At 41.2% G+C, this 15,831-nt stretch carries 12 protein-coding genes and 2 pseudogenes; all 14 read right to left on the reverse strand.

Going from position 1 to position 15,831, the window contains the following annotated elements; genetic code table 11:
• Window positions 1–60: 60 nt before the first annotated feature.
• A pseudogene (locus tag HT736_RS11965) lies at window positions 61–258 on the reverse strand (N-acetylmuramoyl-L-alanine amidase family protein); the annotation flags it as partial.
• Between the two features lie 238 nt (window positions 259–496).
• Window positions 497–1,171, reverse strand: coding sequence for a hypothetical protein (locus tag HT736_RS05685; protein ID WP_119943685.1), 675 nt, complete (start codon window positions 1,169–1,171; stop codon window positions 497–499).
• A gap of 4 nt (window positions 1,172–1,175) precedes the next feature.
• Window positions 1,176–1,622, reverse strand: coding sequence for a LytTR family DNA-binding domain-containing protein (locus tag HT736_RS05690; protein WP_050261818.1), 447 nt, complete (start codon window positions 1,620–1,622; stop codon window positions 1,176–1,178).
• Window positions 1,623–1,841: 219 nt separating this feature from the next.
• On the reverse strand, window positions 1,842–2,345 hold the full coding sequence (locus HT736_RS05695; RefSeq protein WP_000800914.1) for a phosphatase PAP2 family protein: 504 nt from the start codon (window positions 2,343–2,345) through the stop codon (window positions 1,842–1,844).
• The gene (locus HT736_RS05700; protein ID WP_000078815.1) at window positions 2,342–2,704 is read right to left on the reverse strand and encodes a DUF2200 family protein; all 363 of its coding nucleotides are present in this window, start codon (window positions 2,702–2,704) and stop codon (window positions 2,342–2,344) included. The genes HT736_RS05695 and HT736_RS05700 overlap by 4 nt, the downstream gene beginning before the upstream one ends.
• Window positions 2,705–2,769: 65 nt before the next feature.
• Window positions 2,770–4,530, reverse strand: a pseudogene (locus HT736_RS05705) (ABC transporter ATP-binding protein).
• On the reverse strand, window positions 4,520–6,289 hold the full coding sequence (locus HT736_RS05710; RefSeq protein WP_172930825.1) for an ABC transporter ATP-binding protein: 1,770 nt from the start codon (window positions 6,287–6,289) through the stop codon (window positions 4,520–4,522). The pseudogene HT736_RS05705 and the gene HT736_RS05710 overlap by 11 nt, the downstream one beginning before the upstream one ends.
• Window positions 6,264–6,734 carry a MarR family winged helix-turn-helix transcriptional regulator gene (locus HT736_RS05715; RefSeq protein WP_023937308.1) on the reverse strand — a complete coding sequence of 157 codons (471 nt, stop codon included), beginning with the start codon at window positions 6,732–6,734 and terminating at the stop codon, window positions 6,264–6,266. The genes HT736_RS05710 and HT736_RS05715 overlap by 26 nt, the downstream gene beginning before the upstream one ends.
• 157 nt (window positions 6,735–6,891) lie before the next feature.
• The gene (locus HT736_RS05720; protein ID WP_000532877.1) at window positions 6,892–7,608 is read right to left on the reverse strand and encodes a YebC/PmpR family DNA-binding transcriptional regulator; all 717 of its coding nucleotides are present in this window, start codon (window positions 7,606–7,608) and stop codon (window positions 6,892–6,894) included.
• 694 nt (window positions 7,609–8,302) lie between these two features.
• Window positions 8,303–9,718: a cholesterol-dependent cytolysin pneumolysin gene (ply, locus tag HT736_RS05725; RefSeq protein WP_001284352.1), complete on the reverse strand. Its 1,416-nt coding sequence runs from the start codon at window positions 9,716–9,718 to the stop codon at window positions 8,303–8,305.
• A gap of 10 nt (window positions 9,719–9,728) precedes the next feature.
• Entirely contained in the window at window positions 9,729–10,139 is a 411-nt protein-coding gene (locus HT736_RS05730) for a hypothetical protein (RefSeq protein ID WP_000595757.1), read from the reverse strand.
• A complete protein-coding gene (locus HT736_RS05735) occupies window positions 10,132–10,740 on the reverse strand; it encodes a hypothetical protein (RefSeq protein ID WP_000083606.1) in 609 nt (202 codons plus the stop codon). The genes HT736_RS05730 and HT736_RS05735 overlap by 8 nt, the downstream gene beginning before the upstream one ends.
• Window positions 10,741–10,752: 12 nt before the next feature.
• A complete protein-coding gene (locus HT736_RS05740) occupies window positions 10,753–11,211 on the reverse strand; it encodes a DUF4231 domain-containing protein (RefSeq protein ID WP_000186951.1) in 459 nt (152 codons plus the stop codon).
• Between the two features lie 275 nt (window positions 11,212–11,486).
• Window positions 11,487–15,233 (reverse strand): DUF1542 domain-containing protein, encoded by a 3,747-nt coding sequence (locus HT736_RS11705; protein ID WP_240154025.1) that lies wholly within the window; start codon window positions 15,231–15,233, stop codon window positions 11,487–11,489.
• Window positions 15,234–15,831: the final 598 nt, after the last annotated feature.

Genomic DNA, 15,831 nt, shown 5'->3' on the forward strand with positions numbered 1-15,831 from the left:
TGTTTTGAGGTTGTGGATGAAGCTGACGTGGTTTGAAGAGATTTTCGAAGAGTATTATTCTTATTGCCAGGCGCCTGAGTTATCAACGTAGTAACCATCAGGTGTGTAGGTATTGCGAAGCATCTTACCTGATGAAGCTAGATAATACCACTTGCCATTATCTTTGACCCAATCATTCGCTAGCATGGCTCCAGAAGAACTTACATAATACCATTCTCCCTTGTCATAAACCCAAGTGCTTGCTTTCATGGCCCCTGAGCAATTAAAGGCCAAAAACTGTCCAATATCATTCATTTTTTTAAAAGCATTTAACACTACATCATCCACGCTGTAGGACATAGATACATCAAACGTAAGAGCCAAAATATCGAAAAATATACAACTTTTAAGCAACATTTCATTTTTTAAAGTCTAACAACCATAGAACTGAAATCAGAGCAAGGCATCAATTTCCTACTCTTAGTACGCCTATTTTGATTATTGAAGTGAAGATTTTTTATTTAACGTAGACAATACCCAACTTCCCAAAGGCCACATCTCCACGGATAATCAAGGTTTTGCTGGTTGGGGCTAGAGGAGTATCTGTCTTGGCTACACCACAGAAAGTTTCCACCTTCAAATCAACTCGCCAATGTTGAGGAACATAGATAACTGCATTGCCAAAACCAACTTCCACTTTCAGGGTTGCGGTATCTCCTAAAATCTCTGCATTGTCATAATATATCTTGGCATTGCCAAAACCAACTTCTACTTGGTCTTCTACCAATTCTTGATTTTGCTTGTAGAAAGTCCCAGTCCCAAAAGCGACTTCCTTGTCTATAAAAATGGTTTTTTCACCATCATACCACCATTTTTTCCCATTCCAAGTTCTGTTAGAATGAGTGAGTGCGCTGACACCCATTACGATTAAAATACTAGCCCAGAACAATGACTGATTTGGAATCGGTAAAATGTCATAAAAATGATTAGCAATCATGAGAGCTACAAAAGTTGTAAAAACTGCTGATGTCAGATGACGACGAAGCAAAGCTTCAACTGATTGATAGGCAAAAAATGCAATACCAAGCAAGGGCCAAATGTGCCCTCCAAGAGAAGGGATCCCAAAATTCCCCTGTAATAATATTAAAGCCGCCAAAATGAGCAACACAATACCAAATGCTTTCTTTTTCATGTTCTTACCTCATGTTTCTTAGATTTTCTTTTAGGAGGGATTGGTAATGCCGCGACACATGAACCTCCTTGTGGGTCTGATAAAAGGAAATAGTGCCCGTTCCTGAGAAGGACTTATCCACCGAATAGACTTGCCGAATATTAGCAATGGTCGACTTGGATACTCGACTGAAATAACGGGGCAGGATAGACTCTAACTCATAGAGTTTAAGTCGAACCTCGTAGGCATCTTTCGGGGTATGGGCGTAAATCTTGTTCCCCTCTGTTTCAAAGAAAAGAATTTCCGACAAGTCCAGATAATATTCACCCGTCCCCTTGTAAAAAATCAACCGAGGAGACTTGGATTCTTGCAAGAGCCGCTGTAAGTCCGCAATCTCATCTGTCAAAGCCGCTGCCTTGATGACAATTTCAGTTTCCTCTAAATTGCTGTCAATTTCGATTCGTAACTTCATTCCATCTCTTTTCTGACTCTACTATATCAAAGGCAAAATAAGAAAACAAGAGCAAAAAAGCAAGTGGTTACTTTAGGCACGTAAGTGGTTCTAGGACCGCCTTATACTCTTCGAAAATCAAATTCAAACCACGTCAGCGTCGCCTTACCGTACTCAAGTACAGCTTGCGGCTAGCTTCCTAGTTTGCTCTTTGATTTTCATTGAGTATTAACTTACAGGTCAAAATAGAAAGAAAAGCACACCCCACACAAGACCACAAATATAACCAACTACTACATCCTTGGGATAATGCACTCCCCCTAAGACTCTCACTAGACCGAGGAGGGCTGATAATGTCAAACAAATCATCCCCATAGTTAGACTAGCATGCAAGCAAGCCATGGAGATAATGGTTGCTGAAAAGACATGACGACTGGGCATAGACTGACCAGGACTATCTCTGTCAAGCAAGGGTTTAATATCCCATTCCTCATAAGGCCTAGGGGCATTGATTTTCTTACGGAAAAGAGACAAAATTACAAAACCTGACGCAGGGACAAACACATAGATACAGACCTGTTTCCCTAAGCCTTCTTGGAAATAGGTAGTGGCTAACAAGGTTAGATAAACTATAGGCATAACTACTGTCATCAACCGATTGAAAGTTCTTAACAAGCTCAGAAGAAAGGGCTTATTTTCAATCTTACTAGCAATGTGGCCATACCATTCTTGATAATTTTTCATTTCAATTTCTCATATTTTTCTAGAACTTGTTGAGATGTTTTCCCCTTGGCAAGCCAATCTACTAATTTATCCAAGCGACGTATTTCTTGCAACAAAGGATCATCAATTTCCTCAATACTAACCCCACAAATCTTTCCTGTAATCGCTATCCGTTCAGGAGCATAAGACGGCGCCTGTCGAAAAAAATCTCCATCAGTAAGATCTTTATTCAGACAAGTGAGGATGTCACTCACTTCATAACCTGTCAGCCAACTGGTCACTTGGTGAACGGATTCTGCCCTTCCCCCCTTTCGCTCGACCTTGGCAAGCAAGGCTAGATAGACCGCAACAAATTTCATATTGTATAATTTCTGACTCATACTTCTCTCTTTCTATGTATACTAGTATAAATAAGAAAAAGAAGGCCGTCAAGCCTTCTTTCGATTTATTCTTCTGCTTCGTATTCTGTAAATTGACTGTTGTAGAGGTCAGCGTAGAAACCAGCTTGCGCCATTAGCTCATCATGATTGCCTTGCTCGATGATATTTCCATCTTTCATAACCAGAATAAGATCAGCATTACGAATGGTTGACAAGCGGTGGGCGATGACGAAGGAAGTTCTGCCCTCCATCAAACGATCCATGGCTTTCTGAATCAATTCCTCTGTACGGGTATCAACAGAAGAAGTCGCCTCATCTAGGATTAGGAGTGGCGCATCTTTTAACAAAGCACGAGCAATGGTCAAGAGTTGTTTTTGTCCGACAGACAAGGTCACTGTATCATCCAAGACGGTATCGTAACCATCTGGTAGGGTCATAATAAAGTGGTGAATCCCTACAGCCTTGCTGGCTTCAATCACGCGCTCATCACTAATCCCCTTTTGGTTATAGATGAGATTATCTCAGATAGTTCCTTCAAAGAGCCAAGTATCCTGTAAGACCATTGAAAAGGCATCGTGTACTTCCGAACGCTTCATCTCCTTGGTATCCACACCATCGATACGGATACTTCCCTTATCAATCTCATAGAACTTCATCAAAAGATTGACAATAGTTGTCTTACCAGCCCCAGTCGGTCCGACAATGGCAACCTTTTGACCTGCATGAGCGGTCGCAGAAAAGTCATGAATAATGGTTCGCTCTGGTGTATAACCAAAGGAGACTCGATCAAAGACTACTTGACCTTTCATATCGCTCAATTGTCTTTCTTTATGGGATTCGTCTTCCATTTCCTCTTCAGCTAGGAATTCGAAGACACGTCCCATGGCTGCACTAGCCTGCTGCAAACTAGTAATCCCTTGGGCGATTTGTGAAAGAGGCTGAGAAAAGATACGAACGTAGGCCATAAAGGCAACGATAATCCCGATACTAATCTGCCCATTCAGAGCCAAGGCTGCACCAACGATAATCACCAAGGCATAGCTAAAGTTCCCAATAAACATCATAATCGGCATCATAATCCCTGAAATAAACTGAGATTTCCAGATACTATCATACAGACGATGGTTTAATGTTGCAAATTCTTCTTTCGTGCTCTCGATGGCATTATAACTGGTCACCACATTATGGCCAGAGTACATTTCCTCCACATAGCCATTGACAGCTGCCAAGTCTTGTTGCTGACTCTTAAAAAATCCCTGTGATTTGCCCATAAAGACAGACACGAAAGCAAAACCAACAAGAGTTGAAACAACCGTCACCAAGGCTAAAATCCAGTTCATCCCAAACATGGTTACCAAGACTGCTAAGACCAATAAACTAGATGAAAGAACTGTTCCCAGACTTTGATTAAGGGACTGGGCTGCAGTGTCAACGTCATTGGTTACACGAGACAAAGTATCCCCCTGAGAGTGTCCATCAAAATATCCCAATGGTAGGCTATTGATTTTCTCTGCAATGGCTCTTCTCAAACGCTCTGAAAAACGTTGAATAGCTGTTGTAAACAGAAAGGCCTGTAAATAATTTGATAGAAGTCCGATCACATAAATCACGGCCAAAAAACCACCAATAGCTGCAACCGCCGCGACATCCACACTTGTTTCCAGACCACTAGCAATGATATTGGTCATTTCCTTGATGCGGGTTGGACCATATACGGTAATGATATTGGATACGATTGTTGCTAGAAAGGCAATCAAAAGGGCAAACTGGAGACCTGCAAGATAGGGTTTACTCTGTTTCCAAAGAGACATTTTCTTATTTTCCATGTTCCAATTCCTCCTTCGATAGTTGTGAATAGGCAATTTCTTGGTAAACTTCGTTATTAGCTAGAAGTTCCTTGTGGGTGCCTTGTCCCACGACTTTTCCTTGATCCAAGACCAAAATCAAATCAGCATCCATAATCGTTGAAATACGCTGTGCAACGATAAGCTTGGTCATAGACTTGGTTTTTTCTGCTAGCTCTTGGCGTAGGACACGGTCTGTCTTGTAGTCCAAGGCTGAGAAGGAGTCATCAAAGATGAGGATTTCTGGCTTCCGAGCTAAGGCACGCGCAATAGCCAGACGCTGTCTTTGACCACCTGAGAAGTTGGTTCCTCCTTGGGCCACTTCTGACTCTAAGCTCGCTTCCTTATCTTCGATAAAGTTCTTAGACTGGGCCAATTCCAAGGCTTGCCACATAGCTTGTTCATTCAGCGGTGTTTCTTGACTGTGTCCAAAGTCCAAATTGCCCTTAACATCACCTGAAAAGAGAACCGCTTTCTGGGGAATATAACCAACCTTATTGCGCAAATCATTTAAGTCATAGTCTTGAACATTGACACCGTCCACCAGAATTTCTCCTTCTGACACATCGTAGAAACGTGGAATAAGATTAACTAGAGTTGATTTACCAGAACCTGTTGACCCAATAAAGGCCACTGTTTGACCAGCTTCTGCTCTAAAGCTAACATGTTCGATAACTGCCTCCGAATTTGACGCATAGCGGAAGGTCACATCCTTAAATTCGACCTGACCTTTGAGGTTTTCATCAGCCAGCTGCACTTGAGCAGGGTTTTGGATAGAAGAATGCAAATCTAAAACTTGATTAATCCGCTTAGCAGAGACCATAGTTCGGGGAAGAACGATGAAGAGTGCTCCCATGAGAAGGAAGCCCATGACAACCTGCATGGCATAAGACATGAAAACAATCATGTCACTAAAGAGAGGCAGACGCGCTATCGGAGCAGCGTCGTTAATCACATAGGCCCCAATCCAGTAAATCGCCACACTCAAACCACTTGAAATCCCCATCATGATAGGGTTCAAAATAGCCATAAGACGGTTGACAAACAAATTCAAGCGTGTCAATTCATCATTTGCTACTGCAAATTTTTCATTTTGGTATTCCTCTGCATTGTAGGCACGAACGACGCGAATACCTGTTAAACTTTCACGAGTAATACTGTTCAGTTTATCAGTCAGCCCCTGAATCAAGGACTGTTTTGGAAAGGCTAGCGTCATCAAAACGGTCGTCATCAAAACATTGACAATCACTGCCACAAGAACGGCCCAGAGCCAGTATTCTGAATGACCTAAAATCTTCCCAATAGCCCAGATAGCCATAATTGGACCACGCGTAACTACTTGCAAGCCCATGGTAATCAACATTTGAACTTGAGTAATGTCATTGGTGGTACGCGTCAAGAGACTAGGAATAGAGAATTTCTTAATCTCTGTCTGCGAGTAATCCAAAACTCGGTTAAAAATATCACTTCTCAGCCTACTAGTATAAGAAGCCGCCACTCGGGATGCAAAAAATCCAACTGCAACTACGGACAAGAAGGCAAGAAAGGACATTCCCACCATCATGCTTGCCGGCTGCCACAACTCATCTAAATTAGTTCCTTGACTACCTAGCAAATCCGTAATTTTCGAGATATAGGTCGGCACTTCCAACTCTAGATAGACCGAAAAGCAAGTAAAGAGAATGGCTAGTAAAATCATCCCCCATTCTTTTCTACTAATTCGTTTTGCTAATTTCTTCATTCTCTCCTCCTATCCCCTTGATATTTTCCTGTAGTTGACCGAGAACTTTCTCAAAAATCAGTAATTCATCTTCATCAATGTCTTCCATCAACTGCTTGTCTATGCGTTCAAAGAAGGCCTTAACCTGTTTCATCTGAGAACGTGATTTGTCCGTCAGACGAACAAATTTAGCCCGCTTATCGCTAGGACTCGCCTCCAATTCCACCAAACCATTTTGCACCATACGCTTGACCAAATTACTAGCAACAGACTTGGTAATATTGAGTTCCTGCTCGATATCTTTAATCAAGACCAAGTCTTGGTTTTTCTCACGATTATCCAAAAAACGCACAACCTGACCTTGAGGTCCACCCATAAATTCAATACCACAACGTTTGGCTTCCTTTTGCACCATGAGGTGAATCTGATGACCAAAACGCTTAAAGACTAACATCGGTTTATCCATACTAACCCCTTTCTAATCATTGCATTTAGTTCCTAGGAGAACTATTTTATCATTTTCAGAAAAGAGATGTCAAGAAAAAGTTTTCATGAGAACTATTTTCTTGATTAAAAAAATCCCAAGTGATTTTTTCACTTAGGATCATATTCTCTAGGTTAAATTAGAACCCATCTACGTTTGTGTAGATTTTTTGTACGTCTTCGTCGTCTTCAAGGACGCTGTAAAGTTTTTCAAAGGTTTCAAGGTCATCGCCTGACAATTCCACTTCTGATTGAGGAATCATTTCCAATTCAGTCACTTGGAATTCTTCGATACCTGACTCACGAAGGGCAACGATAGCCTTGTGAAGGTCAGTTGGCGCTGTGTAAACTGTGATTGTTCCTTCTTCTGCTTCTACATCATCCACATCCACATCTGCTTCGAGCAATTGCTCAAAGACCGCGTCCGCATCTTCACCTGCAAATACAATAACACCTTTGTTATCAAAGAGGTAAGAAACAGAACCTGAAGCGCCCATGTTTCCGCCGTTTTTACCAAAGGCTGCACGGACATTAGCCGCTGTACGGTTAACGTTTGAAGTCAAAGTATCCACGATCAACATAGAACCATTTGGTCCAAAACCTTCGTAACGTCCTTCTGTAAAGGTTTCGTCTGTGTTTCCTTTTGCTTTATCAATCGCTTTATCAATAACGTGTTTTGGCACTTGGGCTTGTTTAGCACGGTCGATAACGAATTTCAAAGCTGAGTTTGATTCTGGATCTGGATCACCTTTTTTAGCTGCTACATAGATTTCTACACCAAATTTTGCATATACTTTAGAGTTAGCTCCATCTTTAGCCGTTTTCTTGGCTACGATATTGGCCCATTTACGTCCCATTAGGAATCTCCTTTTTTCACATTTTAATCTTTCTTATTATAACACAAGTTTTTTCGATTTTCACTAGAGGAAATGGATTTTATTCAGTAAATCCAACTAGGATAGCACTTTTGTTGCCAAGATGGTCTTGCCTTTCCATCCTTATCAACATTCAAAAAACAAACTAGACCATTATCTGAAAATAGAAAGTTTCTACCAAGTTTGACAAAGTCCGCTCAAACTACTGTTTAGAGTTTGTAGATATAATCGACAAAAACAATCATACTGCACCTTTTATTGACAGTCTACTCCAGACATATCATAGTTCAAGTAAATACTTTGAAATTCAACAGTTCTTATAGGCGCTATTGTATTCTAAGAAATCAATAGAAGAATTTCTAACCAAACATCTATTACTCAATGAAAATCAAAGAGCAAACTCGAAAACTAGCCACAGGTTGCTCAAAACACTGTTTTGAGGTTGCAGATAGGGCTGACGTAGTTTGAAGAGATTTTCGAAGAGTGTAATTTATGTGTTCCTGAAACAGAAATGTATGCTCTTTTTGATTTCACATGATACTGAAGTTAGACTAGTACAACGGCACTTCTAAAACAAGTAAAAGGTAGCTAATTCCCTGTATAGCAAGGAGTTTCACTACCCTTTTTACTTTTTCTTACAGCTACGGTTTGATAGACTCATTTTAAAATCACGAGCCTAGTCATTTTCTACCTTATCCTCTACCTGAGGATAAAGAGTCGTTCCCCAAATAGAAATCGTCCGCTTACGCACTAGTGGCAAATCGGTTTTTTCATAAACCGTACGCCACCATTCCCAGGCAAGTCCGGTACACTCTCTAATTTTGACAGAGAGATTGCGAACATTCCCTTTTAAAGGAATACTAGTGGTAAAATGAGCCGTCAAATCCTGCCCATTTCTGTCCCAAGCCTTAGGAGTCAAAACTTCCTTACCTTGATTATCATAGGATAATTCATCCCAAGTAATGTAATATTGGGCAACATAGGCACCACTATGATCCAAAAGTAAATCTCCGTTTCTGTAGGCTGTCACCTTAGTCTCAACATAGTCTGTACTGTTTTGAAAGGTCGCAACTACATTGTCCCGTAAAAAAGAAGTTGTATAAGAAATCGGCAAACCTGGATGATTGGCTGTAAAGCGACTGCCTTCTTGAATCAAGTCCTCTACCATATCCACCTTGCCTGTTACAACTCGGGCACCCGAACTCGGATCCCCTCCTAAAATAACCGCCTTCACTTCTGTATTGTCCAAAATCTGTTTCCACTCTGTCTGAGGAGCTACCTTGACTCCTTTTATCAAAGCTTCAAAAGCAGCCTCTACTTCATCACTCTTACTCGTGGTTTCCAACTTGAGATAGACTTGGCGCCCATAAGCAACACTCGAAATATAGACCAAAGGACGCTCTGCAGAAATTCCTCTCTGTCTTAAATCCTCTACCGTTACAGTATCTTGAAACACATCTCCTGGATTTTTAACAGCATCTACGCTGACTGTATAATAAATCTGCTTAAAATTAACAATCTGAATCTGCTTTTCGCCCGAATGGACAGAATTAAAATCAATATCAAGAGAATTCCCTGTCTTTTCAAAGTCAGAACCAAACTTGACCTTGAGTTGTTCCATGCTGTGAGCCGTGATTTTTTCATACTGCATTCTAGCTGGGACATTATTGACCTGACCATAATCTTGATGCCACTTGGCCAACAAATCGTTTACCGCTCCGCGAACACTTGAATTGCTGGGATCTTCTACTTGGAGAAAGCTATCACTACTTGCCAAACCAGGCAAATCAATACTATAAGTCATCGGAGCACGATCGACCGCAAGAAGAGTGGGATTATTCTCTAACAAGGTCTCATCCACTACGAGAAGCGCTCCAGGATAGAGGCGACTATCGTTGGTAGCCGTCACGGAAATATCACTTGTGTTTGTCGACAGGCTCCGCTTCTTTCTTTCGATAACAACAAACTCATCGGGTAGTTGATTCCCCTCTTTGATGAAACGATTTTCAATACTCTCTCCCTGATGGGTCAAGAGTTTCTTTTTATCATAATCCATAGCTAGTATAAAGTCATTTACTGCTTTATTTGCCATATTCTTCCTCCTAATAAGTTCCTGGATTGAGTTGCATAAACTCAGACTTGTTCAGCGAAATCAGCCGTGGTTGGACTAAGTGATCCAAAATTTCCTCGTACAATTCTTCTGAGACATTGCGTCGCCGTCTAGCTAGATAAGAAGTCGGAATGACCGTATTATCCAACATAAATACCTTATCTAAGTCAATCAAGGTTGGTCTTGTAAAAGGATTACGAGCTAGATCCGGCTCTTCTATCATAAAGTTCTTGACCAAACGTCTGGTCAAGAGAGCTGGTTTGAAGGTCTGATTTTTAACCAACTCTTTGTTTTTAGTCATGCTGTTGTCAATACAAATATACATATGATTCTTCACAGCCAAATCGCTACTAATAGTCGGAAAAGGCAAATAAAGAGCTACAACATCTCCTCTCTTAATCAAGCAAGAGCACCCCCTTTTCTCCTAATGTAACATAGACAGGATTGACCAAGTCTTCTGATTGACTCAGTGTTTCCAAAGTTTGAGTTTGGCGCCCTGTCAATTTAGTAGCATCTTGTCTCTTCAATACAAAATGCTTGTCGCCAATAACCTTGACACTATAATCCTTCTCCAAAGCTGACTGGTAAATCCACATCAGATATTGTCTGTCCTGAGAACTCAAGAGAGAAGGATGTTCAAGTCTCCCGATAGTCTGATAAAAATCAAAAACAGGAGCCAAAGCTTGCCAATCTGACTGGCTAGTTGTCAAGGCTAGAAAAAGGGCTTTGCGAGCTGATACTTCTTGATTAGCCTTGAGAGTCCCCTTGCCCTCCAAGTTTTTTAAAAAGTGGGAAACTCCAGAAAGCAAATCTTTCTCTAACTGCGAGAAATAAAAACCTTGCCTTCCCAGACACAAGTCTCTCAAGTCGCTTTCTCTAGCAAATAAGAGTTCAAACAGTTGATAATAAAAGAAAAATATCTGGCACTGAGTTGCGCTCATCTTTTCCTTGTCGGCTTCTTTTTTTAACCAGAGCAAGGGCAATAGGTAGCTGGATTGAGACATTTCCTCCACCTCCTACTCTTTTTTCTCTGGAGCATCTGCACTAGCTGCCACTTCTTTTGACTGGATACTTTCCCACTGGTTGATTTCCTCTGAGATAAGACCTTCGCATGTCTTGACAAATAGGGCAAAAGTCTTGGTTTTTCCTGCATATTTCTCTGTTTGGCATTGATAGAGGAATTTTTCTCTCTCCAGGAGTTGCGCAGTCTTTTGGTAAGAAATCCAATGTTCCTTTGCATTATACAAATTGAGAATCCCTTCACACAGCAAGCCTAAACTGGATAAGGCAACCGAAATCAAACGGTAGCGATCACCTGGCATAGGAACAGCACAAAAGACAGCTATGAGGAAACCTGCCACGATTTCTGTTATTTTTAATACCTTATAGCGTCTACGATGTTGAACGCTTTTCTTTAAAAAATGAGCTATCTGTACGTCCAATCGATCTGTCAGGTACATTTCTTCTGGCGTCATGTTCGTAACCCCTTTCATTTACTTTGATAATCATAGTATAACATATTTGAATATCAAAGTATAGTAAAAACTGAACTATAACTTATTATAAAATCTAAATATGAAATATTTGTGAAATAAGGGAAAAATATCACAAAAAGGATGGAACAAAAAGTTTCAAAATGATAAAAACGCATAATACCTTGCCTTAAAAAGCTTGATATTATGCGTTTTATCAGAGAAAGATTTTCTGAATGTTCACCTCAAATTGAGTTTTTCCAACATTCTATCAATCACTATTCTAGCTGGTTTCCGACTCGGCTAAGTTTGACGTATCTTAACTGAGCAAGAACAGCTTTGAGTTTCTCAATCAACTCCTCTTCTGTGTGGTCAGACTCTTTCTCATTGGCTAGGAAGGCAACTGCTTGAGCGAGAGCTTCTCGTGCTTGGTCAAGGACTTTCGCATCTACATTTGTAAGGTCGCTTTCTTGCAGAACCTTAGTCAGTTCCTTAGTCAATTTCTTGAGTTCTGACTCTTTCTTGCGACGAGCGATGAGGAAGAGAAGGAGACCAAGAAGGGCGAGCAGGCTAGCAATCATGGTACCATATGGAAGATGACCTTGCTCTTTGCTTGTTTCTTGCATTTCCTCTTTATCCTTAGTCGCTTGCTTACCTTTCAAGGATTCGAGTGCTTCTTTGATCTTAGCAGTCATCTCTCTCAAGTCTGCTTCCGTCAAGTCAGTATTTCTAAGGGCTTCTTGACCCTCTCCGAGAATGATCTTCACAGCGTCGATGACAGATTGATCAATACCATCCAAGTCTTTCAAACGAGTTTCCAAGTCTCCAATCAAATCTCTTAAGACGGATTTATCAACCTGTTTCTCTTGACTCGATTGAGTGCCACCAGCAAAGGTTACACTTCTCCGGTTACGGATTGGTGGTGTCACACTGGTGTTAGTGTTGCCACCGTTATTAGTGTTGCCACCGGTGTTGGTGTTGCCACCGTTATTAGTGTTGCCACCGTTATTAGTGTTACCACCATTGTTAGTGTTGCCACCGGTGTTAGTGTTGCCACCAGCGTTAGTGTTGCCACCATTGTTAGTGTTGCCACCATTGTTGGTGTTACCACCGGTGTTAGTATTGCCACCATTGTTGGCGCTTGCTGTGGCTGTGACCTTATTGATTTCAGCAATACCAGCAGTCTTCGCATTCTCTACATCAGTTTGTGTCTTAGCTTTATCAATCTCAGCTTCCGCTGCTGTAACTGCTGCCTCTACTTGACGATTAGCGGCTTCCTTCTCTTCATTTGTGATATGAGGAGTTCCTGCTAGAGCGTTTTTCTTCTCGTCAGCTTTTCTGCGTAGTTCTTGCTTAGCTTGAGTGTTAGCAGTTCCTGTGGCTGTAACGTTATTAATTTCAGTAACTCCTGTAGTTTTGGCTGTATCTACCGCTGTATTTGTTGTTGCTGTATCTACGTTTGAGATTGCTGTTGTTTCTTTCTCTGTTACTGTTCGCTTAGCTGTAGCTTTTTCTTCATCTGTTAAGCCTGCTTGTTTGTCTATCTCACCTCGTTTAGTATTTGCGGCTTGTTTGATAGCTTCTTTTGCTTCAGGTTTTTTAGTTCCTGTGGCTGTAACGTTATTAATTTCAGTAACTCCTGTAGTTTTGGCTGTATCTACCGCTGTATTTGTTGTTGCTGTATCTACGTTTGAGACTGCTGTTGTTTCTTTCTCTGTTACTGTTCGCTTAGCTGTAGCTTTTTCTTCATCTGTTAAGCCTGCTTGTTTGTCTATCTCACCTCGTTTAGTATTTGCGGCTTGTTTGATAGCTTCTTTTGGCAAATCTTTCCCTATCGGGTTCACGCCGTTAATATTTTCCAACCCCTTGTGCAAGGCATCATCCACCTTAATAAGGCTGTCGGCATTTTCAATATCGCGTGTAGCTTGACGTGCATAGGTATTAACTATTGCAGTAGCACCATCTCGCTCTACAGACGAAAGGCTTCCATTCTTACCAAGGCTATCATTTTTACGTTGTCTCGCTTTCTCTATTTCATCCTTAGCATCACCTTTTGCCTCGGCATATGTTCTGGCATGCCATTGGTTTGCAAGAAATAATTCGGCCCCCTCTCTGCCTCTTAATCCAAAAGCATATACCAGTTTTTTAACATCATTATTTCCCACGGTATTAAATGACAATCTATATTTTCTGTCACTATTGGGCAATTCAAAATAGTATAACTCTCCTCTACTTGAATTGATAATGTCAAACTTTCCATCTGAAACCTTTTGATTTTCTCGGCTTTCAGCTCGTCTCTCATAAGGATTGGTTCCTCTAGGTCCCCTCCTTGCCAAATCGTTTAGACTTCCAGACGGCATTGGATTCAATGTGAATCTATTATTAACGCCAGTAGACGTCGTAGTCCCTTTAGTAACCCTACCAAATTGCGCTCTTGAGTCTCTAAGTAGTTCTAAAATACTACTAGTATTTGGAGATCTAGTTGTAGTTCCTCCACTTTTTTCTGTTATGCTAAAAGCATCCGAATTGTGTTTAAATTCTTGACCCGAAGGAACAGTAAACCAAACTTGTGTATTCCCCGGTAATCTCCTGTGCTGATTATTAATTTCAATATCCCAATGAAATCCATCTTCCGTTGATGTTACTGTAGCTTTAATATATTTTTCAGCCTCTGATACCAGCTTCGTTGAGTTATCTCTATATTTTCTATTTGAATAGAAAACATAGGTATACTTATCATAAGGAGAATTTCCCCTATCACCTGATTTCTCAAAATAACTTTCTTGAGCTGTTCTAAAGGCTTCAGAGTAGTTTTCGCCAACTCTTGCAGCTCTTGTAACTCTCGAACTACGAAAGTCAGAGTAGCCACCATCACGTGGTTGAGGAGTTACTCCTCCAGCTGTAGTTTCCTCACCATATTTTTCTTCCAGCACTCCTTCGATGAGGTCTCGGGATTTTTTCAGGTCGACTAGGGCAGCGGCAAAATCTTCTTGGCTGATGGTATCGCCTTTAGAAAAGGCTTCATTGAACTTATCAGCTGCTGCTTTTGCTGCTTGGATTTTATCTTCCGACGCTTGATTTTCTTTAAGTCGTTTGACAATAGACTCTAATTCATCTTTTAGTCTATAGACGCCGTTTTCACCTTCTGTCGTATTAGTGTAGGTTGGGAGTTCTCGTGGAGTAGATTGAGAGTTGGCTTCAGGTGCTGCTTCCTTTCCTCCATCAGTTGGACTAACTTGGTTCGCAACTGCTCCAGGCTCGATTGTTCCCCCTCTTTTACGACGCTTTCCACCAGTTGCTTGCTCAGTTGCAGTTCCGTTTGGTTCGACAAGCTTATTATTTGTCGAACTTGCTTCACCCAAGTCTGTCAATTTTGGTAGCGATGGCTCCAAGGCTTGATTGACACGGCTCGTCAGTTCTTCCATAGCTCTTACTTGCTCATCAACCTGCGCTTGCGTCGCTTTTGGATCGTCCAAAACTGCCTTAGCTGCTGCTAGACCTGCTTCCACTTCATCGTGGAGCGCTTTCATGGAGCTAAGAGTTAGTTTTTCCAACAAAGCTTGCAGATTGCCTTGGAGTGATTTAGCTTCTGTCGTTTTAGTGGCAGATGTGGGCTGGTCTTGCTCTTTTACTGCTCCTCCTTGAGAAGTTTCTTGAGCAGCTGGCTTCGTCTCTGGTTTGGTAGGAACAAGGCCAGCTGTTTCCTGCCCCTTACTAGCGTCCTCGATTTTAGTCTCTGGAGAGTTTGACTCCCCTGCAGACTGGAGCTCAGCCGACGGTTCAGTCTGAGAGACCTTCTCTGGCTCTTCCCCATCTGACTCCTGTGGTTCCCCATCTGAATTTCCAGCAGATCCAGCAACTACATCACTGGCTGTTGCCGAAGATACTGCAGGTGCCTGCGCTTGCACCCCATTTGCGAAAAACATCAATGCCGCAACCGCAACACTAGCAGCCCCAAAATGGTATTTACGAATGGAATAACGGAAAATTTTCTCTCCATTGCCATCATTCTTTTTCTTGAACATAAGTGAATCCTTTCCTCATCTGAGAGCTTCCCCGAGCTTAGAAAGCGCGCAAAAAGCCGACAGTCGATAATATATCAATCATATAGTAACACTTCTGACATACAAGTCAACCTCCTCGCTGACAAGATAGAGTCAGGAAAGGCAAGAAAAAAGCGACAATATATATATATGCACAGACATATAAAACCTTTTAATACAGCCTATTTTTTAACAAATAGCGAAACAGTTATACTACATTTATATATGTACAACACCTTTTTGTGCCAATGTTACAATATTGTTACATTTTAATTACACAATCGTTTCAAGAAATATGATGGAAACCTGAGTATTTTATAGTAATTCCCTTCCTATCAATTAGGTCAACAGTTGAGTGTTGAGTGTTGAATATTGAAACACCCTATCCTCAGCAAAGGACTATGATCAGCATTTCCTAGCCGCTAGGACGCTCCAAATCACCTATTCTAAGTCCACCATAGCTTGGTCAGTAAGATACAGACTGCAAGGCGACGCTGATGTGGTTTGAAGAGATTTTCATTGAGTATAATTTTAACTTCTTACTTTTCATTCCTATTCCTTAAGTCATAACCACCCGTGA

This window comes from Streptococcus sp. 339 (assembly GCF_013277285.1).
GTDB lineage: Bacteria > Bacillota > Bacilli > Lactobacillales > Streptococcaceae > Streptococcus > Streptococcus pseudopneumoniae.

Coding starts and splice junctions, on each gene's coding strand:
- HT736_RS05685 (WP_119943685.1), bottom strand. CDS start 1,171: ATGAAAAAGAAAGCATTTGGTATTGTGTTGCTCATTTTGGCGGCTTTA.
- HT736_RS05690 (WP_050261818.1), bottom strand. CDS start 1,622: ATGAAGTTACGAATCGAAATTGACAGCAATTTAGAGGAAACTGAAATT.
- HT736_RS05695 (WP_000800914.1), bottom strand. CDS start 2,345: ATGAAAAATTATCAAGAATGGTATGGCCACATTGCTAGTAAGATTGAA.
- HT736_RS05700 (WP_000078815.1), bottom strand. CDS start 2,704: ATGAGTCAGAAATTATACAATATGAAATTTGTTGCGGTCTATCTAGCC.
- HT736_RS05710 (WP_172930825.1), bottom strand. CDS start 6,289: ATGAAGAAATTAGCAAAACGAATTAGTAGAAAAGAATGGGGGATGATT.
- HT736_RS05715 (WP_023937308.1), bottom strand. CDS start 6,734: ATGGATAAACCGATGTTAGTCTTTAAGCGTTTTGGTCATCAGATTCAC.
- HT736_RS05720 (WP_000532877.1), bottom strand. CDS start 7,608: ATGGGACGTAAATGGGCCAATATCGTAGCCAAGAAAACGGCTAAAGAT.
- ply (WP_001284352.1), bottom strand. CDS start 9,718: ATGGCAAATAAAGCAGTAAATGACTTTATACTAGCTATGGATTATGAT.
- HT736_RS05735 (WP_000083606.1), bottom strand. CDS start 10,740: ATGTCTCAATCCAGCTACCTATTGCCCTTGCTCTGGTTAAAAAAAGAA.
- HT736_RS05740 (WP_000186951.1), bottom strand. CDS start 11,211: ATGACGCCAGAAGAAATGTACCTGACAGATCGATTGGACGTACAGATA.
- HT736_RS11705 (WP_240154025.1), bottom strand. CDS start 15,233: ATGTTCAAGAAAAAGAATGATGGCAATGGAGAGAAAATTTTCCGTTAT.